This window comes from Nonomuraea montanisoli, from assembly GCF_013363975.1.
Lineage (GTDB): Bacteria > Actinomycetota > Actinomycetes > Streptosporangiales > Streptosporangiaceae > Nonomuraea > Nonomuraea montanisoli.
Window position 1 is genome coordinate 41,384 of record NZ_JABWGN010000017.1, and the last position, 21,577, is coordinate 62,960.

Genomic DNA, 21,577 nt, shown 5'->3' on the forward strand with positions numbered 1-21,577 from the left:
GCGAGGGCCCGGTCCTCGGCCGGGCGCCCCGCCCCGTTGTCTCACCTGCTAGTCGGCGACGGGGATGAACCCGGCGACGATGTTCCGGTTCTGCGCCAGAGCGTTGTAGACCGAGTAGTTCTTCCGGTCGCTGGTGTGCCCGGTGTAGCGGATGTCCATCTTCGAGCCCTGACCGACGATCTGGGTGACGATCGTGATGTGGTAGTAGCCGGTCTGGTTCTTGTAGCGCCAGAAGATGAGGTCACCGACGCGGACGTCCCAGTCGTGCCTGCGCCAGGCGCCCAGGCGCTTGCGGTGCGTCTTCAGGTTCCAGTACAGGGCGTCGACCAGCCGCCACGAGAGCGTCGATCCGTTGTTCATGTAGCAGCAGGTCTGCAGGCGGTACCAGTTCCGCTTGTCGTACCAGCTCCCGTGGGAGAAGCCCCTGATGTAGGTCAGCCCTCCTCCGTGGTACATGACCTTGGACAGGAAGTTCTCGCAGTCGTGGCCCTCGTAGTCGTGCGGGATCGTGAAGTGGCTGACCGCCCAGCGCGCCGCGGCGGTCTCGTTGTACGCCTTGCGCCGCTGGGCGCTCACGTCGCTCGCCGCCACACGAGGAGCGGCGGCCGCCGGTGTCGCCGGATCCGGGGTCTCCGTGGGAAGGCCGTTGTCGTCGCGCGGGATGACGGGCATGTCGTCGGCTTCGGGCTCCTCGCCCGTCGGGACCGCGTTCGCGGCCACCGGCGCCCCGGCGGCCAGGTCGACGTCGGCCGCCTCCGCGACGCGGGCCAGTCCGTCGTCCTCCGACGGCTCCGTGCGGCTGGTGGCGTCGACGGCCAGGCTGTTCACGCGGAAGGAGTAGTCGGTGGTCTCCTGCTCCTCCGAGGGCTCCGGAGCCTGGTCGCCCGGCTGGGGATCGGTCGCCTCGCTCGTGGCGACGGTGTCGACGGTCGCCCGGACGGTCAGGGTGTTGCCGTCCGGGGAGTAGGTCGCCAGGGTGTCCGAGAGCGTGACGGTCGACGACTTCTGCGGGTATCCGCGGGCCCGCATCGCCTGTCCGTACTCGTACAGGCCCTCCCCGGAGACGCGGAGCGCGGAGGCGTACAGATCGCTCCGGGACGTCGCCGCGAGGGCCGCGTCGACGTCGCCGTAGCGGCCCTCGACGAGCGCCTGCCGGTTCTGGTGGTACTGCCGGATGGCGTCGAGGTACTTCTGGGCCCCTCCGGGCACGGCCACCGGAGTGGCCGCCGAGGACGACCGCCACGGCCCGGTCCCGAACGCGGTCTTCGCGCGGACCCGCACGTGGTACGCCGTCCCGTCGGTGAGCCCCTTGACGACGGCGCTGGTGCCCTGGGCGGTCACGGTCGACACGACCCGCTCGGACCCGTCGAGGACCTGGACGTCGTACTGGTCGATCGGGGCGTCGGCGCCGACCGTGGCCGGCGGGGCCCAGACGGCCAGGACGCCGCCGTCTCCGGGGCGGATCGTCACGGAGCCGACCTCCGAGGGGGCGGCGGCGGGCACGTAGCCGACCTCCACCTTGATCGAGGCGCCCGAGTCGGCGCTCCCGTACCGGGCCTCCGCCGAGGCGTCGCCGGTCAGGCGGAGCAGGAAACCCTGGTCGTCGGAGCTGCCGCGCCCCTGGACCAGGCCGGTGACGTCGATGGCCGGCGAGGCCGCGGCCACCTCCGCGAAGGGTTCCGCGAGCAGGTTCCCGGCGACGTCCGCGCCGGTCGGCCGGTCGGGCAGCCCGCTCTCGAACTCGTACGCGGCCACCTTGGCGCCCGCCGGGCAGGTCGCCGGGCAGGTCGGCGCCCCGAGGGACAGCACCGCCGAGGTGATCACCGCTCCGGCCGGCACCGCGCCGAGGTCGAGCTTGACCCGGGCCACCTTCTCCTGGTCGCCGGAGCCGCCGAGGGCGAGGTCGGTCGTGCCGGGGGTCAGCGCGCACTCGCCGCCGTCACACGCCGTCGTCCCCACCATGGCGCCGGTGGTGACGATCTTGTCGCGGCCGATCGTCGCGGCGGACGTCGCCGGCGGGGCCGACGGCCGCGGGGCGGTGAAGGTGATCAGCGGGCTTCGCGCCGAGCACACGCCGTCGGCGCAGCCGTCCATCTGCCACTTGTACGTCTTCCCCGGCTCGACCAGGCCGTCGGGGACACGCAGGGCGATGCGCTGCCCGGCCGGTTCCGTGCCGGCGCCGAGGGGGCTCTTGCCGACGGGCTGCCCGGCGGCGTCGAAGAGGTAGAAGCGCCCGGTCGCCATGCCGGCGCCGGCCCTCGTCACCAGACCGGAGAGGACGGGGTTCGCCGGCTCCTGGAGGCTCGTCACCAGGCCGGTGGGCGTGTTGGCGGCGTCGGTGGTGAAGCGGTACCACGACGACCAGGCGCTCGCCCCCGCCGTCCCGGCGGCCTTGACCCGGAAGGCGTACGTGCGCGCGTTGAGCAGCTTCCCGGCCGGGACCTGCCAGGTGGCTGCGGCGCCCGGGGCGACGTCGCCGACCGTGCCGCCGGCCACGACGTCGCCGCCGTCGCGCGCCACCTCGAAGGCGTAGTTCAGCGGCGAGCCGGCGTCGGCCACCTTCGCACTCAGCGAAGGGGTCGTGCTGACGACGGTCCGGGACGAGCTGTTGTCGCTCGCGGCCGGCGCGGCCGACAGCGCGCCCGGGGTGCCGACCTTGTAGGTGAAGGTGACGCTGAGCGCCGGTTCCTTGTCGCCCTGGGAGCCGGAGACGTAGTTGGAGGAGTAGTAGCGCCGCCAGGTCGAGGCGTCCTTCTCGTCCGCGCCGCGTAACTGGATGCCGTAGTCGGGCTGGCCGTCGGCCCACGCCTTGACGATGGCGTCGGTGTCCCAGTGCATGAAGTCCTGCGGGCAGTTGGCGGCGCCGTGGGCGGTCTTCGTGGTGACGGCGCCCGCGGTGGTGGTGGCCGGCTCGGAGCCGTACCTGACGGTGTCCGGGTCCCAGTCCGAGGTGATGCGGCGTGCCTGCACACCGGCGCTGGGGTCGACGCAGACCGACGACCAGAACGTCCACAGCCGGAGGTCGCTGTCCACGATCCGGGTGCCGCGCAGGTCCTCGATGTGGCGGAACTTCAGGTAGGAGCGGGCGACGTGGCTGCCGTCGTAGGTTCCGGCCTTCAGCTCGGTGGAGCCGCGCTGCGAGTCGGGGATGTCGCTCTGCACCCAGGTGTCCGTCTCGACCGTGAGGGTGCTGGTCGGGTCCACCGTGACGGGGTACCTGACCGCCGGGTCCGCCAGGAATTCCGCGTCGGGCTTCAGGACCAGGACGGCGCCGCGGCCGGTCCGCTTGATCGTCGTGTCGATCGCGGCCTGGTGGACGGGCTCGCCCGAACGCGGGTCCGTGGTCGAGTCCCACATGCGCGGGGCCGGAGCGGACGCCAGCAGGGCGCCGGAGGAGTCGTGCAGGTCCAGCCCGTCGCCGGCGGCCCCCGACAGCCTCAGACCCTTGGTGGCCACCGGCAGGGTGATCTCCAGGGGCCGGGTCGGGGGTTCGCGGAGGACGATCGCGTGGCTGAAGCCGTTCGGCAGCGCCTTCACCGTGAGGTCGCCCCCGGGCACGACGTCCTGGTAGGTCGCCGTGTCCCCCTTGATCCGCGGCGCGGGCAGGGCCCTGTCCCAGGAGACGGCGAAGGAGCGATCCGCCCGCCCGACCTCGGCGAACGGCTCACCACCTCCGTCGGACATCCGCAGGCGCGAGGTGGTGAGCTTCGGCCGCAGGCCCGTCCGGCCGTCGCGGACCAGTGAGGTGTCGATCGGACGCCACGTGCCGCCGTCCTTGACCCGCACCGGCCCGGGGAAGGTCTCCAGGGTGAACGTGCCGTCGGGGTTGGCCCAGAGCGAGGAGCTGTCGGTCTTCTCGCTGTCCACCTCCACCCGCGTCCCCCGCGCCTTGGCCGTCCGGGCGGCGGCCACACGGTCGGGTTCGGGCGCCTTCGCGGTCCCGGTCGCCATGGCGGCCCGCGGAACCGCGGCAGGCCCGGCCAGCGACGCGGCGACGATCAGCGCCGCCAGACCGGCCAGGAGAGGTGATCTCCGCCGAGTTCTCGTCAAATCTGCACTCCTTGCAGCCGTCGCAGACGGTCGGCCGAGCACCGTTGTCATCGTCGAGCCGTGCCCGGCGCGGGAGCGCGGCCGGAGGCGCGGACGGATGCCACTCTCGCTGGTGAGAGCTGCGGGTGGTCAGAATCGATCACCATTGTGAGAACCGGCACGGGCCAGGAGTAATGGGTTGCAGCTGGGTGCAAAGGCCCTGCTGACGACATCGGCGACGCGCACGCCCCGGCCACGCCGCGTCGCCGCGACAGTTTGTCCGGCGATGTGTCCGGCGATGTGTACGGCGATGTGTCCCAAAGATCCGAATTTGCTAGAACATGTTCTAGGATGCGTTCCATGACGATCGACGTCGCCGCCCACGACGCCCGCCTCGAAGCCCTCTGCGCCCTCGCCCAGGAGACCAGGGACTTCATGGACGCCGTCGCCCTCACCGAGGTGGGCGGGAGCGAGATCGCCGCCGTCGCCGCCGAGCTGGCCGCCCTGACCGCACGCCTGCGCCTGGCCGCGCGGGAGACGCCGCAGCCGCTGGAGATCGGCGCGGACGGCACCGTGCGCCACCTCGGCAACGCCGTCACGGGCGCGGCCAACCCGCACGCGCTCCCTCTCGTGGTCGAGCGCGACCCCGAGCGCGGCGTGCGGGCCGACATCGCCTTCCGGCCCCTGCACGAGGGGCCGCCCTCCGCCGTCCATGGCGGCATCAGCGCGATGATCCTCGACCACGTGCTCGGCCAGGCGGTCGCCGCCGCCGGGGTGGCCGGGCTCACGGGAACGCTGACCGTCCGTTACCGGGCGACCGTCCCGTACGGCCGGCCGCTCGTCGCCACGGCCGAGCACACCCGGTCGGAGGGCCGCAAGTCGTGGGCCGACGGACGCATCGCCCTGCCGGACGGCACCGTGCTGGTGGAGGCGACCGGGCTGTTCGTCACCCCGGCCGAGTGGGTGGGCCTCAAGGTCACCTGAGGCGAGGAGGCGGCCTCAGTAGCCGGCGCCGGTGGTCAGGCCGCCGTCCACCGTGAACTCGCCGCCCGTGCAGTAGCTCGCCCGGTCCGAGGCCAGGAACGCCACCACGTGCGACACCTCCACCGGCTTGGCGAACCGCTTGATCACCATGGCCCGCACGAACGCCTCGGCGTCGACCTCGCCCATCATGTCCGGGTTCATGGCCATGGAGGTGTTGATGGCGCCAGGGTGCACCGAGTTGACGCGGATCTTGAAGGGCGCCAGCTCCCGCGCCGCCGACTTGGTCACCCCGCGCACCGCGAACTTCGAGGCCGCGTACGCCGACAGCCCCTCGGCGCCGACGAAGCCCTCGATCGAGGAGATGTTCACGATCGAGCCGCGCCCGGCCGCCTTCATGGGCTCGATGACCGACTTGACGCCGAGCCAGGTGCCCTTGAGGTTGACCTCGATCACGCGGTCGAACTCCTCCGGCTCCATATCGGCGATACGCCGAAATTTCAGGATCCCGGCGTTGTTGACCAGGATGTTCAGGCGGCCGTGCAGCGACACCGCGGTCCCCACGGCGCGCGCCCACTCGTCGGGGTCCGTCACGTCGTGATGCACGTACGTCGCGCCCGTCTCCTCCGCCAGCGCCTTGCCCTCCTCGTCGAGCACGTCGCCGAAGACCACCTCGGCGCCCTCCTCGCGGAACAGCCGCACGTGCGCCTCGCCCATGCCCCGCGCGCCGCCCGTGATCAGCGCCACCTTGCCGTCAAGCAGTCCCACCGCGACCTCCCGCCGCTCGCACGCCCATGCCGCCCGCTCCCGCGCCGGCCTTCACGATCCCGCCCGCCCGAAATCCCGCCCGCCCACGGAGCGTCCGTCCGAGGCCCGTCCGTCCGAGGCCCGTCCGTCCGAGGCCCGTCCGTCCGAGGCCCGTCCGTCCGAGGCCCGTCCGTCCGTGGCCAGGCGGTCGAGGGTGCGGGCGGCGGCGACCGCCACCGCGGCCGCCTCCATCGACCGGTACACCGGGACGCCCGCCCGCGCGGCGATCCGCCGCACCTCGTCCTCCACGCCCGCCGGCGCGCATTCGCCGTTGCGCGTGACCAGCGTGAACCTGGTCCCGGCCAGCTCCTCCTGCGCCCCGCCGAGGGCCCGGGCGTACTCCAGCAGCGGCTCGGCCGTCGTGCCGTAGGTGAAGAAGCTCTGCACGTTGACGTGCGCCACGACGTCCCGGTACGGCCGGCGCCGCAGGATCGCGGCGACGGCGGCGCGCACCAGATCGGGGCGGCTACGCGGGCCGACGGGCACCTCCAGGGGGTTGGCCAGCGTGCTGCCCGCCCCGAGGCCGAGCGCCCGCAGGTCGGTCAGGGCCTCGCCGGGCAGCGGCTCCAGCCGTACCCCGGCCTGGTCGAACGCGTCGGCCGCGAGGACGCTCGCCCCGCCGCTCGGCCCGATCACCAGCACCCCGTCACCGGACGCGGGCCGCGCCCCGTGCGCCTGGAAGAACGACAGCACGCCGATCAGGTCGTCCTGGCTGCCCACCAGCGCGGCGCCGGTCTGCTCGGCCAGCGCCCGCCAGATCCGCCCGTCGCCGACCAGCCCGCCGGTGTGGGAGGCCGCCGCCCGGCGGCCCTGCGCGCTGCGCCCGCCGACCAGCAGCGCCACGGGCAGCGTCGTCGTGGCCAGCGCCTCGTACAGGGCCCGCCCCTCGCGCGGATCCTCCAGGTACAGGCCCACGGCCCGCGTCCCGGGGTCGTGCGACAGCCAGCGCAGCAGCTCGGCGGGCGTGACGTCGGCGGCGTTGCCCACGGTGGCGACCCGGCTGAAGGCGAGCCCGCGCCGCTCACCGACCTTGATCACCTCGCCGGCGAGGCCGCCGCTCTGCGAGATCAGCGCCACCGTCCCGGGCGGGCCGAGGCCGCCGCCGGTGAACGTCTGGCGTCCCCGCGGGCAGTACACGCCCATGCAGTTGGGCCCGAGCAGCCGCGTGCCGGCCGCGCGCGCCGCCTCCACCAGGTCCGCCTCCAGCTCGGGGCGGCCCGCCTCGCCGAACCCTCCGCTCATGACCTGCGTGTACGGCACGCCGGCCGCCTGCCGCACGACGTCGGCGCAGCGTTCGGCGGGGACCGCGACGAGCGCGTAGTCCACGCCCGCCTCCGCCAGTGATCGCACCGCCGGGACGCCGGCGACCTCGGCGGCGTCGGGGTGCACGGCCACCACGGGCATCCCCGCGGCCCGGTAGAACTCCAGGAACATGTTGCCGAAGTTCGGGCGGGTGGTGGAGGCGCCGACCACGGCCACGGAGCGCGGCTCGAACAGCCTCCGGAAGTCACCGTCCCCGCCGCCGGTCACGCGTTCCGGCGGGGACGCGGACGGCAGGTAGCGGGCGTCCACGGCGACCACGCCCGACGGCGCGGCGATCACCGGGTTGGCCTCGAACTCGCCCAGCTCCAGCCGTTCCCACAGCCCGCCGGGCCCGCCCAGCGTCATGAGGAGCTTGACCACCGCGCCGACGTCCGCCCCGGCCCCGCCCCGGTAGCCGTGGAGCAGCGCCGACCCGCGCAGCGAGGCGAGCATGCGGCGGACGTCGTCCTCCGAGACCGGGCACAGGGCGAGGGCGGTGTCGCGCAGCGCCTCGGCCCACACCCCGCCCAGCCCCGCCAGCAGCACCGGCCCGAACCCGGGATCGCGCACCAGCCCGGCGATCAGCTCCACCCCGGCCTCGGCCTGCTCCTCCACGAGGAACCCGCTCGACGTGATCCCGCGCGCGGCCAGCGCCTCACGCATGCGCCCGGCCGCGTCCGCCACCTCGGCGAGCCGCAGCCCGAGCCGCACCGCGCCGGACTCGGACTTGTGGACGAGCCCGGGCCCGAACGCCTTGAGCACCACCGGCTCGGCCAGCCCGGCGACCGCCCCGAAATCCCGCGCGGGCTCGGTGATCACGACGCCGCGCGGCACCGGCACCCCGGCCTCCCGCAGCAGCGCCTTGGCCTCGTGCTCGAAGACGGCCCCGGAGACGGGCTCCGGCACGTCGCCGCCGACCGCCATCCCTCAGCGCTCCAGCAGCCGGTGCAGCTCCCGCCGCAGCAGCTTGCCCGGCCCGCCCGAGGCGTCCTGGAAGTGCGGCAGCTCCTCCGCCACCACGATGTGGTCGGGCCGCTGGTGGGCCGGGAGCGTGTCGGCCAGGGCCAGCGCCAGCTTGGAGGAGTCGAGGGTGTGACCGGCGCGGGGCACCACGGCCAGCAGGATCTCCTGCTCCGCGGCCTCCTGGCCCTCGACGTGCGCCGGGACGCCCACCGCGCCCGCCTCGGCGACGCCGTCCAGCGCCGCGGCCGCCTCCTCGACGGCCACCGGTTGGCTCCACACGCCGCCCTTGAGTATCGCGTCCTCGCGCCGGCCGAGCACCCGCAGCACCCCGTCCTCGGACACCGTGCCGAGGTCCCCGCCGACGTACCAGCCGCCGCGCAGCACCTCGGCCGTCCGGTCCGGCAGGCCGTCGTACCCGGCCATCACGTGCGGGCCGGCCAGGTTGATCTCGCCGGTCTCGCCGACCACCCGCCGGCCGGTGGGGCCGGTCACGCGGACCGCGTTGCCGGTGCGGGCCCGTCCCGACGAGCCCAGGGGGATCGAGCCGTCGTCGACGCGGCCCATGCAGGTGTACGGGGCCTCGGTCTGGCCGTAGTAGGAGTAGACGGCGGCGCCGGGCAGGCGCTGCCTGATGCGGTCGAGCATGGTGGCGGTCAGCGGCTCGCCGCCCAGCATGATGACCTCGACGGACGACAGGTCCACGCCCTCGTGCCCGGCCGAGCCGAGCAGCGCCGCGTAGAACGACGGGATCTGCGACACGTGGGTGACCCGTTCGCGCGGGACGACGCGCAGGAAGTTCTCCGGCCCCCAGTCCTGCTCCAGCACCAGCCGCATGCCCGCGTATAGGGCCGGGCCCACGATGGCCGGGAACCCGATGCCCCAGATGATCGCGCCGGTGCCGAACACCGACTCGGGCCCGCGCGGCACGTCCAGCCAGATCTGGGCCGTGGCCAGCGACGAGGCGTGCGTGTGGACGACCGCCTTCGGCAGCCCGGTCGTTCCGGAGGTGTAGTAGAGGGCGAGCGGGTCGTCGTGGCCGCCCTCGATCGGCGGCTCCTCCTCGGACGCCTCGGCGGCCAGCGCGTCGAGGTCCACCGCGCCGTCGCCGGGCCCGCCCACCTTCATCCACGTGGTCACGGCCGGCAGCGCAGGCCGGATCCCGGCCACGGCCGCCTCCACCGTCGCGTCGTACACGAACGCCGTGCAGCCCGACTGCTCGACGACCGCGCGCAGCGTGTCCACCGGCCAGTACGGGTTCAGCGCGGCGGTGACGACGCCCGTCTTGGCCTGGGCGAGGTAGACCTCGGCGACGTGCAGGGTCTCGTTGAGCAGCGCGCCGACCCGCTGCCCGGGAGTGATCCCGGCGGCGAGGAGGGCGTGGGCGCGGCGGTTGACGAGCCGGTTGAGCCGGTCGTAGGTGAAGCGGCGCTCGCCGCAGTAGGTGAGCGCCTCGCGGTCCGGGGTGCGCATCGCTCCGGCGGTCAGGATCGCGTGGCCGTAGTTGCCGTAGGGGGATCGCGCCATGGGGGCCTCCGGATCAGGCGGTCGGGCTGGAGGAGCAGGGCCGGCGGGCGGCCGGGTTCGGGTGCGGCGGGTCGGCGGGGCGCGTACGGGGACGGAAGCGCCGGAGCGTCAGAGCGGCGCGTACAGGACGAAGACGTTGCCCGACGGGTCGCGCAGGACGGCGCGCGTCTCGTGCGGCCCCTCCTCGGGGGCGCGCACCACCTCGCCGCCGCGCGCCGACAGCTCGCGCACGGCCCGCGCCACGTCGTCCACCTTGTACGAGGGCGCGGCCGTGTCGGTGACGTGCTCGGCGGGGCCGGCCAGCGCCACGGTCACGCCGCCGCCGTCCAGGGCCGCGAACCTGTCGCCGTCGCGGAACTTCACCGGCAGCCCGTAGAAGGCGATCGCCTGGTCGAGGTCGGCGACGGGGATGAGCACGTTGCCGAGCTTGCCGAGCACGCTCACAAGGGTCTCCAATGCGGTAGGTCGTCCACGAACGTCACCCGCACCGGCATCCCGATGCGGACCTCATCCGGCGCGCAGCCCACGACCTGCCCGAACACGCGGGCTCCTTCCGGCAGGTCCACCCAGGCCAGCACGTACGGCTCGCGTCCCCGGTAGCCGGGCGCGAAGGACCGGTGCACGACGGTGTACGTGTGCACCAGGCCGTCGCCGGAGACCGGCTCGAAGACGAGCCCGCCTCCGCCGCACCAGGGGCAGACCGCCTCGGGGAGGTGGACCCGCCGGCCGCAGTCCGTACAGCGCTGGACGACCAGCTCGCCGCGCCTGCAGGCCGCCCAGTAGGCGGAGGTGTCACCGGTCATCGCTTGCCAAGCTAGCGCACGCTTGGTTAGTGGACAAGGGCGCACGTGTGGCGTCCGGGGCGTGCGCTCCCGCGGGTCTGCTATGTGAAATTGCTCTGCCGGACGGCGCTGCTCACGGCGTGGGGACGGCTCCGGGCGCAGCTCATCGGCCGGTGGCCCCGAAAGCCGCCGGCTGTCCGCCGCACCCGGCTCAGCCAGGAGAAATGCGACGAAAAATCATGATCTGTGTGGATTTATAACGAATTGTTCACTTTGCCGAAGCCCTCTTGGCGGCCAACCGCCACGGCCCTAGGGTCGCAGTGCAATGGCACACAGCACAAGTGCAATGGCACGCATCCGGAGGAGCCGTCCGCATGTCACCGACGTCCAAGCCGCCGGCCGGAGCCGTACGGACCGAGGCCGGGGCCGTCTCCCCGGTCGCGGGCGTCCGCATCACCGGTGGCCTGCTTCGTGAGTGGCAGGAGCGCAACCGGCGCGCGACGATCCCGCACACCGTCGAGCAGCTTCGCGCCGCCGGCAACGTCGCCAACCTGCGCCGGCTGGTCGAGGACGACGCGCCGCCCTACCGGGGCCGCTACCCGTTCCTCGACACCGACCTCTACAAGACCCTCGAGGGTCTGGCCTACGAGATCGGCCGGGGCGAGGCGGGCGAGGCCGAGCGGGCGTTCTTCGACGAGGTCGTGGACCTGCTGGAGCGGGTCCAGGCCGAGGACGGCTACCTCAACTCGTTCTTCCAGGACCCCGGCGCGGCCAAGAAGCCGTGGGAGGACCTGGCCTGGGGCCACGAGATGTACAACCTGGGTCACCTCGTCCAGGCCGCCGTCGCCGCCTCGCGCCGGATGGGCGACGACCGGCTGCTCGCCGTGGCGGTCAGGTTCGCCGACCTCGTCGTACGGCGCTTCGGCGAGGGCCGGGAGGAGGCCGTCTGCGGTCACCCCGAGGTGGAGATGGCGCTCGTCGAGCTCTACCGGGAGACCGGCGAGCGCGACTACCTGACGCAGGCGGGGCTGTTCGTCGAGCGGCGCGGCCGGGGAAGGCTCAGGCACAGCATCTTCCCGCCGGAGTACTTCCAGGACCACGTGCCGCTGCGCGAGCTGCCGTCGGTGACCGGGCACGCGGTGCGCATGGCCTACCTCGCCGCGGGGGCGGCCGACGTCGCCGTCGAGACCGGCGACCGGACGCTCCTCGACGCGCTGGAGCGCCTCTGGGACGACATGGTCGCCGCCAAGCTCTACATCACCGGCGGGCTCGGCAGCCGGCACTCCGACGAGGCCGTCGGCGACCGCTACGAGCTGCCGTCCGAGCGCTCCTACAGCGAGACCTGCGCCGCCATCGCCACGATGCAGTGGGGCTGGCGGATGTTCCTGGCCACGGGGAGCGCCCGCTACCTCGACGTCTTCGAGCGCGTGCTCTACAACGCCTACGCGGTGGGCCTGTCCGCCGACGGCAGGGCGTTCTTCTACGACAACCCGCTCCAGCGCCGTCCCGACCACCAGCAGCGCAGCGGCGCCGAGACCGGCGGCGAGGAGCTGCGCCGCTCCTGGTTCGGCTGCCCGTGCTGCCCGCCGAACATCGTCCGGTGGATGGCCCAGCTCGGCGACTACGCGGCGGCCGAACGCGACGGCGCGCTCTACCTCGCCCAGTACGCCGAGTCTCGCGTCGAGACGGACGCCGTCGCGCTGACCGTCGAGACGGCCTACCCCTGGGACGGCGACGTCCGCGTCACGATCGAGCGCGCCCCCGAGGGTCCGTACGCCCTGAAGCTGCGGATCCCCGCCTGGGCGCACGGCGCGACGCTGGACGGCGAGCCCGTCGCCGCGCGGGACGGCTGGCTGACCGTCGAGCGCCGCTGGGTCGCGGGTGACGTCCTGCGGCTGCGCCTGCCGATGCCGGTGCGCGCCCACGTGCCGCACCCGTACGTGGACGCCGCCCGTGGCGCGGTCGCCGTCGCCCGCGGGCCGCTGGTCTACTGCGTCGAGCAGCAGGACGCGCCGGCCGCCGTGGACGACCTCGTGCTGTCGCCGGCCGATGTTGTTAACGCGAACATCGCCGCGTCCGAGGAACTGCCGGGAGCCGTCGTCCTCCGGGTGCCGGCGGGCGTCGCCGCGCCGCCGCCGGCGGAGCTGTACCCGGAGTTCGGCGCGCGGCCTCCCTCCAGCCCGGCGGCGGACGTCTCCGCCACCCTCGTCCCCTACTTCCTGTGGGGCAACCGCAGGCCCGAGGCCATGCGCGTGTGGGTCAGGTCGCAGTGACGGCAGCCCCCGGCCGCCGCTGCAACTGCAACAACAGAGGAAAGAAGGCGAAATGAGGAGATCGGCCGCCCTCGCCGGCGTCTCGATATTCACCACGTTGGCGCTCGCGGCGTGCGGCGGCGGTGGGAGCGCTGGGAAGGGCACCACGGCCTCGGGTTCCGCGGCCAAGGCCGCCGCCTCCGGCGGCACCGTCCACTACCTGCTGACCGCCGACTACTCCCACCTCGACCCGGTCCGTGGCTGGGACGGCGGCGTCAACAACTTCTACCGGCTCATCTACCGGGGCCTGACCACGTTCGGCGCGGGCCCCGGCAAGGAGGGCACCAAGGTCGTCCCCGACCTCGCCACCAGCACCGGCACCCCCTCCGACGGCAACAAGACCTGGACGTTCACCCTCAAGGACGACATCTTCTTCGAGGACGGAACGCCGATCACCAGCGAGGCGATGAAGTTCGGCGTCGAGCGCGCGTGGGACCCGGAGGCCGGCATCGGCTCGCCCTACGCCAAGCTGCTCATCGACGCGCCCAAGGACTACAAGGGGCCGTACGTCACGGGCGACCTCGACACGATCGAGACCCCGGACCCCAAGACGATCGTCTTCCACCTGAAGAAGCCGTTCGCCGACTTCGCCAGCGCGCTCGTGCAGCCCAACTTCGTGCCGTTCCCCAAGGGTACGGGCGCGGCCGGCGCCTTCGACGCCAAGCCGATCGCGTCCGGCCCGTACAAGGTGGAGAGCTACCAGCGCGGCGCGAAGCTGAAGCTGGTGCGCAACCCGCACTGGAAGGCCGCGACCGACACCGTCCGCGCCGCCAAGCCGGACTCCTACGAGATCACCTTCGGGATCGACGGCGCGACCATCGACGAGCGCATGCTCGCCGGGCAGGGCGCCGACGCCAACGCGATCGCGGGCGCGATCCAGCCGGCCACCGTGGCCCGCATCCAGGACCCGCGCTACAAGGCGCGCACGCTGTCCGGCTACATGGGCTGCACCACGTACATGAGCCTGAACACCACCAAGAAGCCGCTCGACGACCTGAAGGTCCGCCAGGCGATCAACTACGCGATCAACAAGGACAACGTGGTCGCCGGCGACGGCGGCACGACGCTGGCCACCAAGGGCGGCGCGATCCAGCCGCCGACCATCGTCGGCCGGCTGGACTACGACCCGTACCCGACGGACCCGGCCAAGGCCAAGCAGCTGCTCGCCGAGGCGGGCCAGGACAAGGGCTTCGACCTGACCCTCGACGTGCGCCCGGTGCCCCGCCAGCAGGGCATGGCGGTCGCCATCCAGGAGTCGCTGAAGCCGCTGGGCATCAACGTCAAGATCAACAACATGGACACGTCCACCTTCTACGAGGTGATCGGCACGCCCGCCCGGCAGCACGACGCGGCCCTCACCGGCTGGTGCCCGGACTGGTCGTCCGGCGCCACCTTCCTGCCGCCGCTGTTCGACGGCCGCAACATCTTCGAGAAGGGCAACAGCAACCTCGCCCAGATCAACGACGAGGCCATCAACGAGCGGATCGACGAGATCGCCGAGATGACCGACGTCAACGCCGCCAACGCCGCCTACGGCGAGCTCGACAAGCAGATCATGGAGAAGGCCCCCATCGTGCCCCTGCTCTACGAGAAGAACGTGACGATCATGGGCGAGAACATCGCCGGCGCCTACCTCAGCGACTCGTACTCCGGCGGGATCGACCTGGTCTCGGTCGGGCTCAAGGACCCGAGCAAGTAGGACACCCATGACCACCGCCGCACCCTCGCACGAAGCGATGGCGGACCCTCTGGCGGGCGCGGGACACGCGCCCGCCACGGAGGGGCGCCGGATCGCGCGCGCCCTGCTGCGCGACCGGGGCGCCGTCCTCAGCACGGTGTTCCTCGGCCTGGTCGTGCTGATGGCGATCTGCGCGCCGCTGATCTCCGCCATCACCGGGCACGGGCCGAACGACTTCGACCCCGCCGCCGTCGACACCAACCTCGGCGGCCTGCCGCGCGGCTCGCTCGGCGGCGTCAGCGCCGACCACCTGTTCGGGGTGGAGCCGCAGAACGGCCGCGACATCCTGGCCCGCATCGCCTACGGCGCCCGCGTGTCGTTCCTGATCGCGATCTCGGCGACCGTGCTGACCACCCTGCTCGGCGTGGTGCTCGGCCTGCTCGCCGGGTTCTACCAGGGCTGGGTCGACCAGGTCATCTCCCGGATCATGGACTTCCTCATGGCCTTCCCCGCGCTGATCTTCATGATCGCGATCCTGTCGTCCCTGCCGACGGGTGACCGCTCGGTCCTGCTGGTCACGGTGATCACCGTGTTCGGGTGGCCGTACCTCGCCCGCGTGGTGCGCGGGCAGACGCTCACGCTGGTCAACCGCGAGTTCGTCGAGGCCGCCCGCGCCTCCGGCGCCTCCACCGGCGCCATCGTGTTCAAGGAGATCCTGCCCAACCTGCGCAACTCGCTGATCGTCATGACGACGCTGGCCGTGCCCGGCTACATCGGCACCGAGGCCGGCCTGTCGTTCCTCGGGGTGGGCGTCACCCCGCCGACACCCTCGTGGGGACAGATGATCTCCAGCGCGGTGAGCTGGTACGCCACCGACCCGATGTACTTCGCGGTGCCCGGACTGTTCCTGTTCCTCACGGTGCTGTCGCTGACCGTGCTCGGGGACCGGATCCGGGCCGCATCGGACGCGGGGGAGGCGTCCTGATGGCGCGCTACGTCGCCGGCCGGCTCGCCGGGCTCGTCGTCCTGCTGCTCCTCGTCTGCGTCTTCACGTACCTGATCTTCTTCAAGCTGTCGCCGGACCCGGCGCTGATGATCTGCGGCAAGACCTGCACCCCCGACCGCGTCGCGCAGATCCGCGCCTCCCTGGGGCTCGACAAGCCGTTCCTCACGCAGTTGGGGGACTACCTGAGCGGGCTCGTCGTCGGCCGCGACTACGGCAGTGGCCCGAACCTCGTGCGCTGCCCGGCGCCCTGCCTCGGCTACTCGTTCCAGAGCAGCCAGTCGGTGACGCAGATGATCGTGGATCGGCTGCCCGTCAGCGCCACGGTCGCGGTGGGCGCGGCGGTCCTGTGGCTGATCATCGGCATCGCCGCCGGGCTGCTGAGCGCGGTCAAGGAGGGCTCCTGGTGGGACCGGACCGCCATGGGCCTCGCCCTCGGCGGCGCCAGCATCCCCAACTACGTGCTCGCGCTGACCCTGCAGTACGTGCTCGTGGTCAAGCTGCAGATCCTGCCGTTCCCCTCGGCCGTGCCCTTCTCCGAGGACCCGCTCCTGTGGTTCCAGTCGTACCTGATGCCGTGGCTGGTGCTCGCCACCGGCTACGCCTGCCTGTACGCCCGCCTGACCAGGGCGAACGTGATCGACACGCTGGCGCAGAACTTCATGCGCACCGCGCGGTCCAAGGGCCTGAGCCCGGCGCTCACGATGCGCCGCCACGCGCTGCGGCCCGCGCTGACCCCGATCGTCACCATCTTCGGCATGGACTTCGCCGCGCTCCTCGGCGGCGCGCTGATCACCGAGACCGTCTTCGGGCTCAACGGCATCGGCAAGATGGCGGCCGACTCGATCGCGAAGAACGACCAGCCGGTCATCATGGCGGTGACCCTGCTGGCCGCGTTCTTCGTGATGGCCGGCAACGTCGTCGTGGACCTCCTCTACACCGGCCTCGACCCGAGAGTGAGGGTGTCATGAGCGAGCTGCTCGTCGTGGAGGACCTCACGGTCACCTTCCCGACCAGCCGCGGTCCCGTGGACGTGGTCAAGGACGTGTCGTTCGCGGTGGGACGCAACGAGACCGTGGGCATCGTCGGCGAGTCCGGCTCCGGCAAGTCGATGACCAGCCTGGCCGTCATGGGCCTGCTGCCGCCCGGCGCCACGACGCGGGGCAGCATCCGGCTGGACGGCGCCGAGCTGCTCGGCCGTCCGGACCGGGAGATGCGCCGCGTCCGCGGCGAGCAGGCTTCGATGATCTTCCAGGACCCGCTGTCGTCCCTGAACCCGTACTACACGGTCGGCCTGCAGATCGAGGAGATGTACCGGGCCCACCGCAGGTGCTCGCGCAAGGAGGCCCGCGCGGTCGTCGTCGAGGCCCTGACGCAGGTGGGCATCCCCGAGCCCGAGCGGCGGGCCGGGTACTACCCCCACCAGTTCTCCGGCGGCCAGCGGCAGCGCGTCATGATCGCGATGGCGCTGGTGTGCTCGCCGGCGCTGCTCATCGCCGACGAGCCGACCACCGCCCTGGACGTGACCGTGCAGGCGCAGATCCTCGGCCTGCTGGCCGGCCTGCAGCGGGAGACCGGCACCGGCATGGTGTTCGTCACCCACGACCTGGCCGTGATCAGCTCGATCGCCACCCGCGTGCTCGTCATGTGCCGCGGCGAGCAGGTCGAGTACGGCGACGCCGAGCAGGTCTTCGCCGCCCCGCGCCACGACTACACGCGGATGCTGCTGGAGAGCATCCCGCGCATCGACGACGAGGTGGTCCTGTGAGTGACGTCCTGCTCCGCGTCCGCGACCTGACCAAGCGGTTCACCACGCGCGGGCCGTACCGGCGCAAGAACGAGTTCACCGCGGTGGACGGCGTCAGCTTCGACGTGCGGCTCGGCGAGACGCTGGCCGTCGTGGGCGAGTCCGGGTGCGGCAAGTCCACCAGCGCGCGGATCGTCGCCAAGCTCATGGAGCCCACCTCCGGCACCCTGGAGTTCGACGGCGAGGACATCACCCACGCCGCCGGGGCCCGGCTCGCCCGCTACCGCGCCAAGGTGCAGGTCGTCTTCCAGGACCCGTTCTCCTCGCTCAACCCGCGGCACACCGTCGAGCGCATCCTCATGGCGCCCCTGGACTACCAGGGCATCGCGCCGAAGGGCGGCCGCCGGGCGCACACCCGCGAGCTGATGGAGCGGGTCGGCCTCGACCCCGACCACGCGCACCGCTACCCGGCGCAGTTCTCCGGCGGGCAGGCGCAGCGGATCGGCATCGCCCGCGCCCTGGCCGTCAACCCCAAGCTGGTGATCTGCGACGAGGCGGTCTCGGCGCTCGACGTCTCCGTCCAGGCGCAGATCATCGAGCTGCTGCGCAGGCTCCAGCGGGAGAGCGGCTTCAGCTACATCTTCATCGCCCACGACCTGGCCGTGGTCCGGCAGCTCGCCCAGCGGGTCGCCGTCATGAACAAGGGCAGGATCGTGGAGCAGGGGCCGTGCGAGGAGGTCTTCAGGGCCCCGGGCGACCCCTACACCAAGACGCTGCTGGCCGCGATCCCCCGGATCAACCCCGCATGGGACCGCAGAAGGAGAGCCGCCCGGTGAGCATCACCGCGACCTACACCATCCCCGGCATGCACGTGCGCGAGCACGTCGTCCCCGTGCCGCTCGACTGGTCCGACCCGGGACGCGGCGAGATCGAGGTCTTCTTCCGCGAGATCACCGATCCCGGGCGCGCCCACGAGGACCTGCCCTGCCTGGTCTACCTGCAGGGCGGCCCGGGCGGGAAGGGCCCGCGCCCGCTGGCCCCGGACGGGTGGATCGGCCAGGCGCTGAAGACGCACCGCGTCGTCGTGATGGACCAGCGCGGCACCGGCCGCAGCACCCGGGTCGACGGCCGCCGCATGAGCGCGTTCGCCACCGCCGAGCAGGGCGCACACTTCCTCGCCTGCTTCCGCGCCGACTCCATCGTGGCCGACCACGAGCACGTGCGCAGGACCGTCTACGGCGGCCGGCGCTGGGCCACGATCGGCCAGTCGTACGGCGGCTTCCTCACGCTGACGTACCTGTCGGCCGCGCCGGAGGCCCTCCGCTCCTGCCGCGTCACGGGCGGCCTGCCCGGCCTCGACCCGTCGGCGGCCGAGGTGTACCGGCGGACCTATCCCCGGGTCGAGGCCAAGAACAGGGAGTTCTACCGGCGCTACCCGCAGCACGTCGAGTCGGCCGGCCGCGTCGCCGACCGGCTCGCGGCCGGCGACGTGCGGCTCCCCGACGGCGACGCGCTCACCGTGCGGCGCTTCCAGTCGCTCGGCATCGACCTCGGCATGAAGCCCGGCTACGAGCGCATGCACTACCTGCTCGACGAGGCGTTCAACGGTGACGAGCTGTCCGCGACGTTCCTGCACCAGGTGCTGGCGCGCACCTCCTACAGCGACAACCCGCTGTTCGCGGCGCTGCAGGAGAGCATCTACGGGCACGGCCCGGGCGCGACCGCGTGGGCCGCGCAGGCCGAGCGGCCCCGGCACCCGGCCTTCGCCGAGGACGCCAGGCCGCTGCTGTTCACCGGCGAGATGATCTACCCCTGGATGTTCGAGGAGATCGCCGAACTGCGGCCGTTCCGGGGCGCCGTCGAGCTGATGGCCGCCCGCGAGGAGTGGCCGCCGCTGTACGACCCCGACCGGCTGGCCGCCAACGAGGTGCCGGTCGCCGCGGCCGTCTACCACGACGACATGTTCGTGGACGCAGGCCTGCAACTGGACACGGCCTCCCGGGCCGGCAACGTCCGCTGCTGGATCACCAACGAGTACGAACACGACGGCATCTCCGACCCCCGCGTCTTCGACCGGCTGGGCGAGATGATCCGCGACATGGGAGGAGAGATCACCGGTGCGTGACGGCAGGCCCCCGAAGCTTTCCGAGATCCCCGCGTTCACCGCGTACATGGACACCGGCTGGGGCACCCCCGACCGGACCCCGCCGGTCGTCCCGGGCGCCGCCCGGGCCGCGGCCGACCACCGGGCCAGGCTGGCCGAGGCGCTGCCCGGCCGGACCCTCGTGCTGGCCGCGGGGGAGGCCCCCGTGCGCAGCAACGACACGGCCTACGACTTCCGGCCCGACAGCGACTTCTTCTGGCTGACCGGCTGCCCGGTCGAGAACGCCGTCGTCGTGCTGCGCGGCGCCGACGCCACCCTCTACCTGCCGCCGCCCGCCTACCCGGGCGACCCGGCGTTCTGGACCGACGCCAGGTACGGCGAGCTGTGGGTCGGAGCGGCGCCCGGGCTCGACGACTGGGCGCGGGCCCTGGGCGTCCCGGTCCGGCCGCTGGCCGAGCTCGGCGAGCTCGGCCTGGATCCGGCGGGCCTGGACGAGGAGACCGGCCGCACGCTGGCCGAGCTGCGGATGTTCAAGGACGCGTGGGAGGTCGGGCAGCTCCGGGAGGCGGTGGACCGCACGGTCGAGGGCTTCGCCGCCGTCATCCGCGAGATCCCGGCGGCGGTGGTGGGACCCGGCGAGCGATGGCTCCAGGGCACCTTCGACCGCTACGCCCGCGCCTACGGCAACGGCCCCGGCTACGCCACCATCGTCGGCGGCGGCCGGCACGCGCCCACCCTGCACTGGGTGCGCTGCGACGGACCCGTGGTGCCCGACGAGCTGGTGCTGCTCGACATGGGCGTGGAGACCCGCTCCTACTACACCGCCGACGTCACCCGGACCTTCCCGGTCTCCGGGACGTTCTCCCCGGTCCAGCGGCAGGTGCACGACCTCGTCGAGCGGGCGCACCGCGCCGGGCTCGCGGCGGTGGCCCCGGGCCGCCGCTTCACCGACTTCCACCACGCCGCCATGGAGGTCATCGCGCACGGCCTGGCCGACTGGGGACTGCTGCCCGTCTCGGTGGACGAGGCGCTGTCCGACACCGGCCAGCAGCACCGCCGCTACCTGGTGTGCGGCATCGGCCACCATCTCGGCCTCGACGTCCACGACTGCGCCCGCTCCACGCCCGAGGCGTACCAGGACGCGACCATGGCCCCCGGTATGGTCCTCACCGTCGAGCCCGGGCTCTACTTCCACGCCCACGACCTGACCGTGCCGCCCGAGCTGCGCGGCATCGGCGTGCGCATCGAGGACGACCTCCTGGTGACGGAGACGGGCGCGGAGGTGCTGTCCGGCGCGCTGCCCCTCGGCGCCGGTGAGCTGGAGAAATGGATGGCGTCGGTGTAGACAATGTGACATTGCACCGGTAATCTCGGACACCCTGACAGAGGAGAGACTTCAGCATGACCACCGTCGCCACGCCCTGGCGCGGCATCCACGTCGCGTCGGCCCTGCCCTTCACCGACGACCTGTCGGTCGACCACGACGCGTTCGCCGACCACGTGCGCTTCCTCGCCGCCGGAGGCTGCGACGGCGTGACGCCCAACGGGTCGCTCGGCGAGTACCAGACGCTCACCGACGAGGAGCGGGCCCGCGTCGTCGAGACCGCCGTCCAGGCCGCCCCCTCCGGGTTCGGCGTCATGCCGGGCGTCGCCGCGTACGGCGCGCTGGAGGCCCGCCGCTGGGCCGAGCAGGCGGCCGAGGCCGGGGCCACGTCCGTGCTCCTGCTCCCGCCGAACGCCTTCCGGGCCGAGCGCGAGGCCGTGGTCCACCACTACCGCGAGGTCGCCAAGGCCGGGCTGCCCGTCGTCGCCTACAACAACCCCATCGACACCAAGGTCGACCTGACCCCCGACCTGCTCGCCGAGCTGTTCCACGAGGGCCTGATCGTCGCGGTCAAGGAGTTCACCGGCGACGTGCGCAGGGCCTACCAGATCGCCGAGCTCGCGCCCGGCCTGGACCTGCTCGTCGGCGCCGACGACGTGCTGCTCGAACTGGGCATCGCCGGGGCGGTCGGCTGGATCGCCGGCTACCCGAACATGATCCCGGAGGCCACGGTCCGCCTCTACCGGCTGGCCACCTCGGGCGACCCCGCCGACCTGGCCGAGGCGGTGCGGATCTACCGCGACCTGCACCCGCTGCTGCGCTGGGACTCCAAGACCGAGTTCGTCCAGTCGATCAAGCTGTCGATGGACATCGCCGGGCTCAAGGGCGGCGCCTGCCGGCCGCCGCGCCTGCCCCTGTCGCCCGAGCTGACCGCCCGCATCACCGCCGACACCGAGGCGGTCATCCGCAAGGGCTACAAGTGAGATCACGCCGCACCTTCCACGCCGTCGACTCCCACACG

The 21,577-nt window shown here is 72.8% G+C and carries 16 protein-coding genes; 10 read left to right on the forward strand and 6 right to left on the reverse strand.

The window, feature by feature from the left end; translation table 11 throughout:
- Nucleotides 1–48 precede the first annotated feature (48 nt).
- Nucleotides 49–4,050: a DNRLRE domain-containing protein gene (locus HTZ77_RS36025; protein WP_175594235.1), complete on the reverse strand. Its 4,002-nt coding sequence runs from the start codon at nucleotides 4,048–4,050 to the stop codon at nucleotides 49–51.
- A gap of 339 nt (nucleotides 4,051–4,389) precedes the next feature.
- Between HTZ77_RS36025 and HTZ77_RS36030 the strand changes: the two genes are divergently transcribed.
- Entirely contained in the window at nucleotides 4,390–5,013 is a 624-nt protein-coding gene (locus HTZ77_RS36030; protein WP_175594236.1) for a PaaI family thioesterase, read from the forward strand.
- 15 nt (nucleotides 5,014–5,028) lie between these two features.
- Here HTZ77_RS36030 and HTZ77_RS36035 read toward each other — a convergent pair whose 3' ends face one another.
- From HTZ77_RS36035 to HTZ77_RS36055, 5 genes are all read right to left on the reverse strand, one after another.
- On the reverse strand, nucleotides 5,029–5,778 hold the full coding sequence (locus HTZ77_RS36035) for a glucose 1-dehydrogenase (protein ID WP_175594237.1): 750 nt from the start codon (nucleotides 5,776–5,778) through the stop codon (nucleotides 5,029–5,031).
- Nucleotides 5,779–5,829: 51 nt separating this feature from the next.
- Nucleotides 5,830–8,043 carry an acetate--CoA ligase family protein gene (locus tag HTZ77_RS36040; protein WP_205304403.1) on the reverse strand — a complete coding sequence of 738 codons (2,214 nt, stop codon included), beginning with the start codon at nucleotides 8,041–8,043 and terminating at the stop codon, nucleotides 5,830–5,832.
- Between the two features lie 3 nt (nucleotides 8,044–8,046).
- Nucleotides 8,047–9,606, reverse strand: a complete 1,560-nt coding sequence (locus HTZ77_RS36045) for a class I adenylate-forming enzyme family protein (protein ID WP_175594238.1) — start codon at nucleotides 9,604–9,606, stop codon at nucleotides 8,047–8,049.
- Nucleotides 9,607–9,714: 108 nt separating this feature from the next.
- Nucleotides 9,715–10,050 (reverse strand): VOC family protein, encoded by a 336-nt coding sequence (locus HTZ77_RS36050; protein ID WP_328808967.1) that lies wholly within the window; start codon nucleotides 10,048–10,050, stop codon nucleotides 9,715–9,717.
- Nucleotides 10,047–10,409 (reverse strand): Zn-ribbon domain-containing OB-fold protein, encoded by a 363-nt coding sequence (locus HTZ77_RS36055; RefSeq protein WP_175594239.1) that lies wholly within the window; start codon nucleotides 10,407–10,409, stop codon nucleotides 10,047–10,049. The genes HTZ77_RS36050 and HTZ77_RS36055 overlap by 4 nt, the downstream gene beginning before the upstream one ends.
- 353 nt (nucleotides 10,410–10,762) lie before the next feature.
- Between HTZ77_RS36055 and HTZ77_RS36060 the strand changes: the two genes are divergently transcribed.
- Genes HTZ77_RS36060 through HTZ77_RS36100 form a run of 9 tightly spaced genes read left to right on the forward strand, consistent with a single transcriptional unit; the run spans nucleotide 10,763 to nucleotide 21,539 of the window.
- Nucleotides 10,763–12,661, forward strand: a complete 1,899-nt coding sequence (locus HTZ77_RS36060) for a glycoside hydrolase family 127 protein (RefSeq protein WP_175594240.1) — start codon at nucleotides 10,763–10,765, stop codon at nucleotides 12,659–12,661.
- A gap of 52 nt (nucleotides 12,662–12,713) precedes the next feature.
- A complete protein-coding gene (locus tag HTZ77_RS36065; protein WP_175594241.1) occupies nucleotides 12,714–14,399 on the forward strand; it encodes an ABC transporter substrate-binding protein in 1,686 nt (561 codons plus the stop codon).
- A gap of 37 nt (nucleotides 14,400–14,436) precedes the next feature.
- Nucleotides 14,437–15,363, forward strand: a complete 927-nt coding sequence (locus tag HTZ77_RS36070) for an ABC transporter permease (protein ID WP_205304405.1) — start codon at nucleotides 14,437–14,439, stop codon at nucleotides 15,361–15,363.
- Nucleotides 15,363–16,352 (forward strand): ABC transporter permease, encoded by a 990-nt coding sequence (locus HTZ77_RS36075; protein ID WP_175594243.1) that lies wholly within the window; start codon nucleotides 15,363–15,365, stop codon nucleotides 16,350–16,352. Before HTZ77_RS36070 ends, HTZ77_RS36075 begins: the two co-directional genes overlap by 1 nt.
- Nucleotides 16,349–17,149, forward strand: coding sequence for an ABC transporter ATP-binding protein (locus tag HTZ77_RS36080; protein WP_175594244.1), 801 nt, complete (start codon nucleotides 16,349–16,351; stop codon nucleotides 17,147–17,149). Before HTZ77_RS36075 ends, HTZ77_RS36080 begins: the two co-directional genes overlap by 4 nt.
- On the forward strand, nucleotides 17,146–17,964 hold the full coding sequence (locus HTZ77_RS36085; RefSeq protein ID WP_175594245.1) for an ABC transporter ATP-binding protein: 819 nt from the start codon (nucleotides 17,146–17,148) through the stop codon (nucleotides 17,962–17,964). The genes HTZ77_RS36080 and HTZ77_RS36085 overlap by 4 nt, the downstream gene beginning before the upstream one ends.
- Nucleotides 17,961–19,253 carry an alpha/beta fold hydrolase gene (locus HTZ77_RS36090; RefSeq protein ID WP_328808968.1) on the forward strand — a complete coding sequence of 431 codons (1,293 nt, stop codon included), beginning with the start codon at nucleotides 17,961–17,963 and terminating at the stop codon, nucleotides 19,251–19,253. Before HTZ77_RS36085 ends, HTZ77_RS36090 begins: the two co-directional genes overlap by 4 nt.
- Entirely contained in the window at nucleotides 19,246–20,577 is a 1,332-nt protein-coding gene (locus HTZ77_RS36095; protein WP_328808969.1) for an aminopeptidase P family protein, read from the forward strand. Before HTZ77_RS36090 ends, HTZ77_RS36095 begins: the two co-directional genes overlap by 8 nt.
- Before the next feature lie 56 nt (nucleotides 20,578–20,633).
- Nucleotides 20,634–21,539 carry a dihydrodipicolinate synthase family protein gene (locus HTZ77_RS36100; RefSeq protein ID WP_175594247.1) on the forward strand — a complete coding sequence of 302 codons (906 nt, stop codon included), beginning with the start codon at nucleotides 20,634–20,636 and terminating at the stop codon, nucleotides 21,537–21,539.
- Nucleotides 21,540–21,577 lie beyond the last annotated feature (38 nt).

Coding starts and splice junctions, on each gene's coding strand:
- HTZ77_RS36030 (WP_175594236.1), top strand. CDS start 4,390: ATGACGATCGACGTCGCCGCCCACGACGCCCGCCTCGAAGCCCTCTGC.
- HTZ77_RS36040 (WP_205304403.1), bottom strand. CDS start 8,043: ATGGCGGTCGGCGGCGACGTGCCGGAGCCCGTCTCCGGGGCCGTCTTC.
- HTZ77_RS36045 (WP_175594238.1), bottom strand. CDS start 9,606: ATGGCGCGATCCCCCTACGGCAACTACGGCCACGCGATCCTGACCGCC.
- HTZ77_RS36055 (WP_175594239.1), bottom strand. CDS start 10,409: ATGACCGGTGACACCTCCGCCTACTGGGCGGCCTGCAGGCGCGGCGAG.
- HTZ77_RS36060 (WP_175594240.1), top strand. CDS start 10,763: ATGTCACCGACGTCCAAGCCGCCGGCCGGAGCCGTACGGACCGAGGCC.
- HTZ77_RS36065 (WP_175594241.1), top strand. CDS start 12,714: ATGAGGAGATCGGCCGCCCTCGCCGGCGTCTCGATATTCACCACGTTG.
- HTZ77_RS36070 (WP_205304405.1), top strand. CDS start 14,437: ATGGCGGACCCTCTGGCGGGCGCGGGACACGCGCCCGCCACGGAGGGG.
- HTZ77_RS36075 (WP_175594243.1), top strand. CDS start 15,363: ATGGCGCGCTACGTCGCCGGCCGGCTCGCCGGGCTCGTCGTCCTGCTG.
- HTZ77_RS36080 (WP_175594244.1), top strand. CDS start 16,349: ATGAGCGAGCTGCTCGTCGTGGAGGACCTCACGGTCACCTTCCCGACC.
- HTZ77_RS36100 (WP_175594247.1), top strand. CDS start 20,634: ATGACCACCGTCGCCACGCCCTGGCGCGGCATCCACGTCGCGTCGGCC.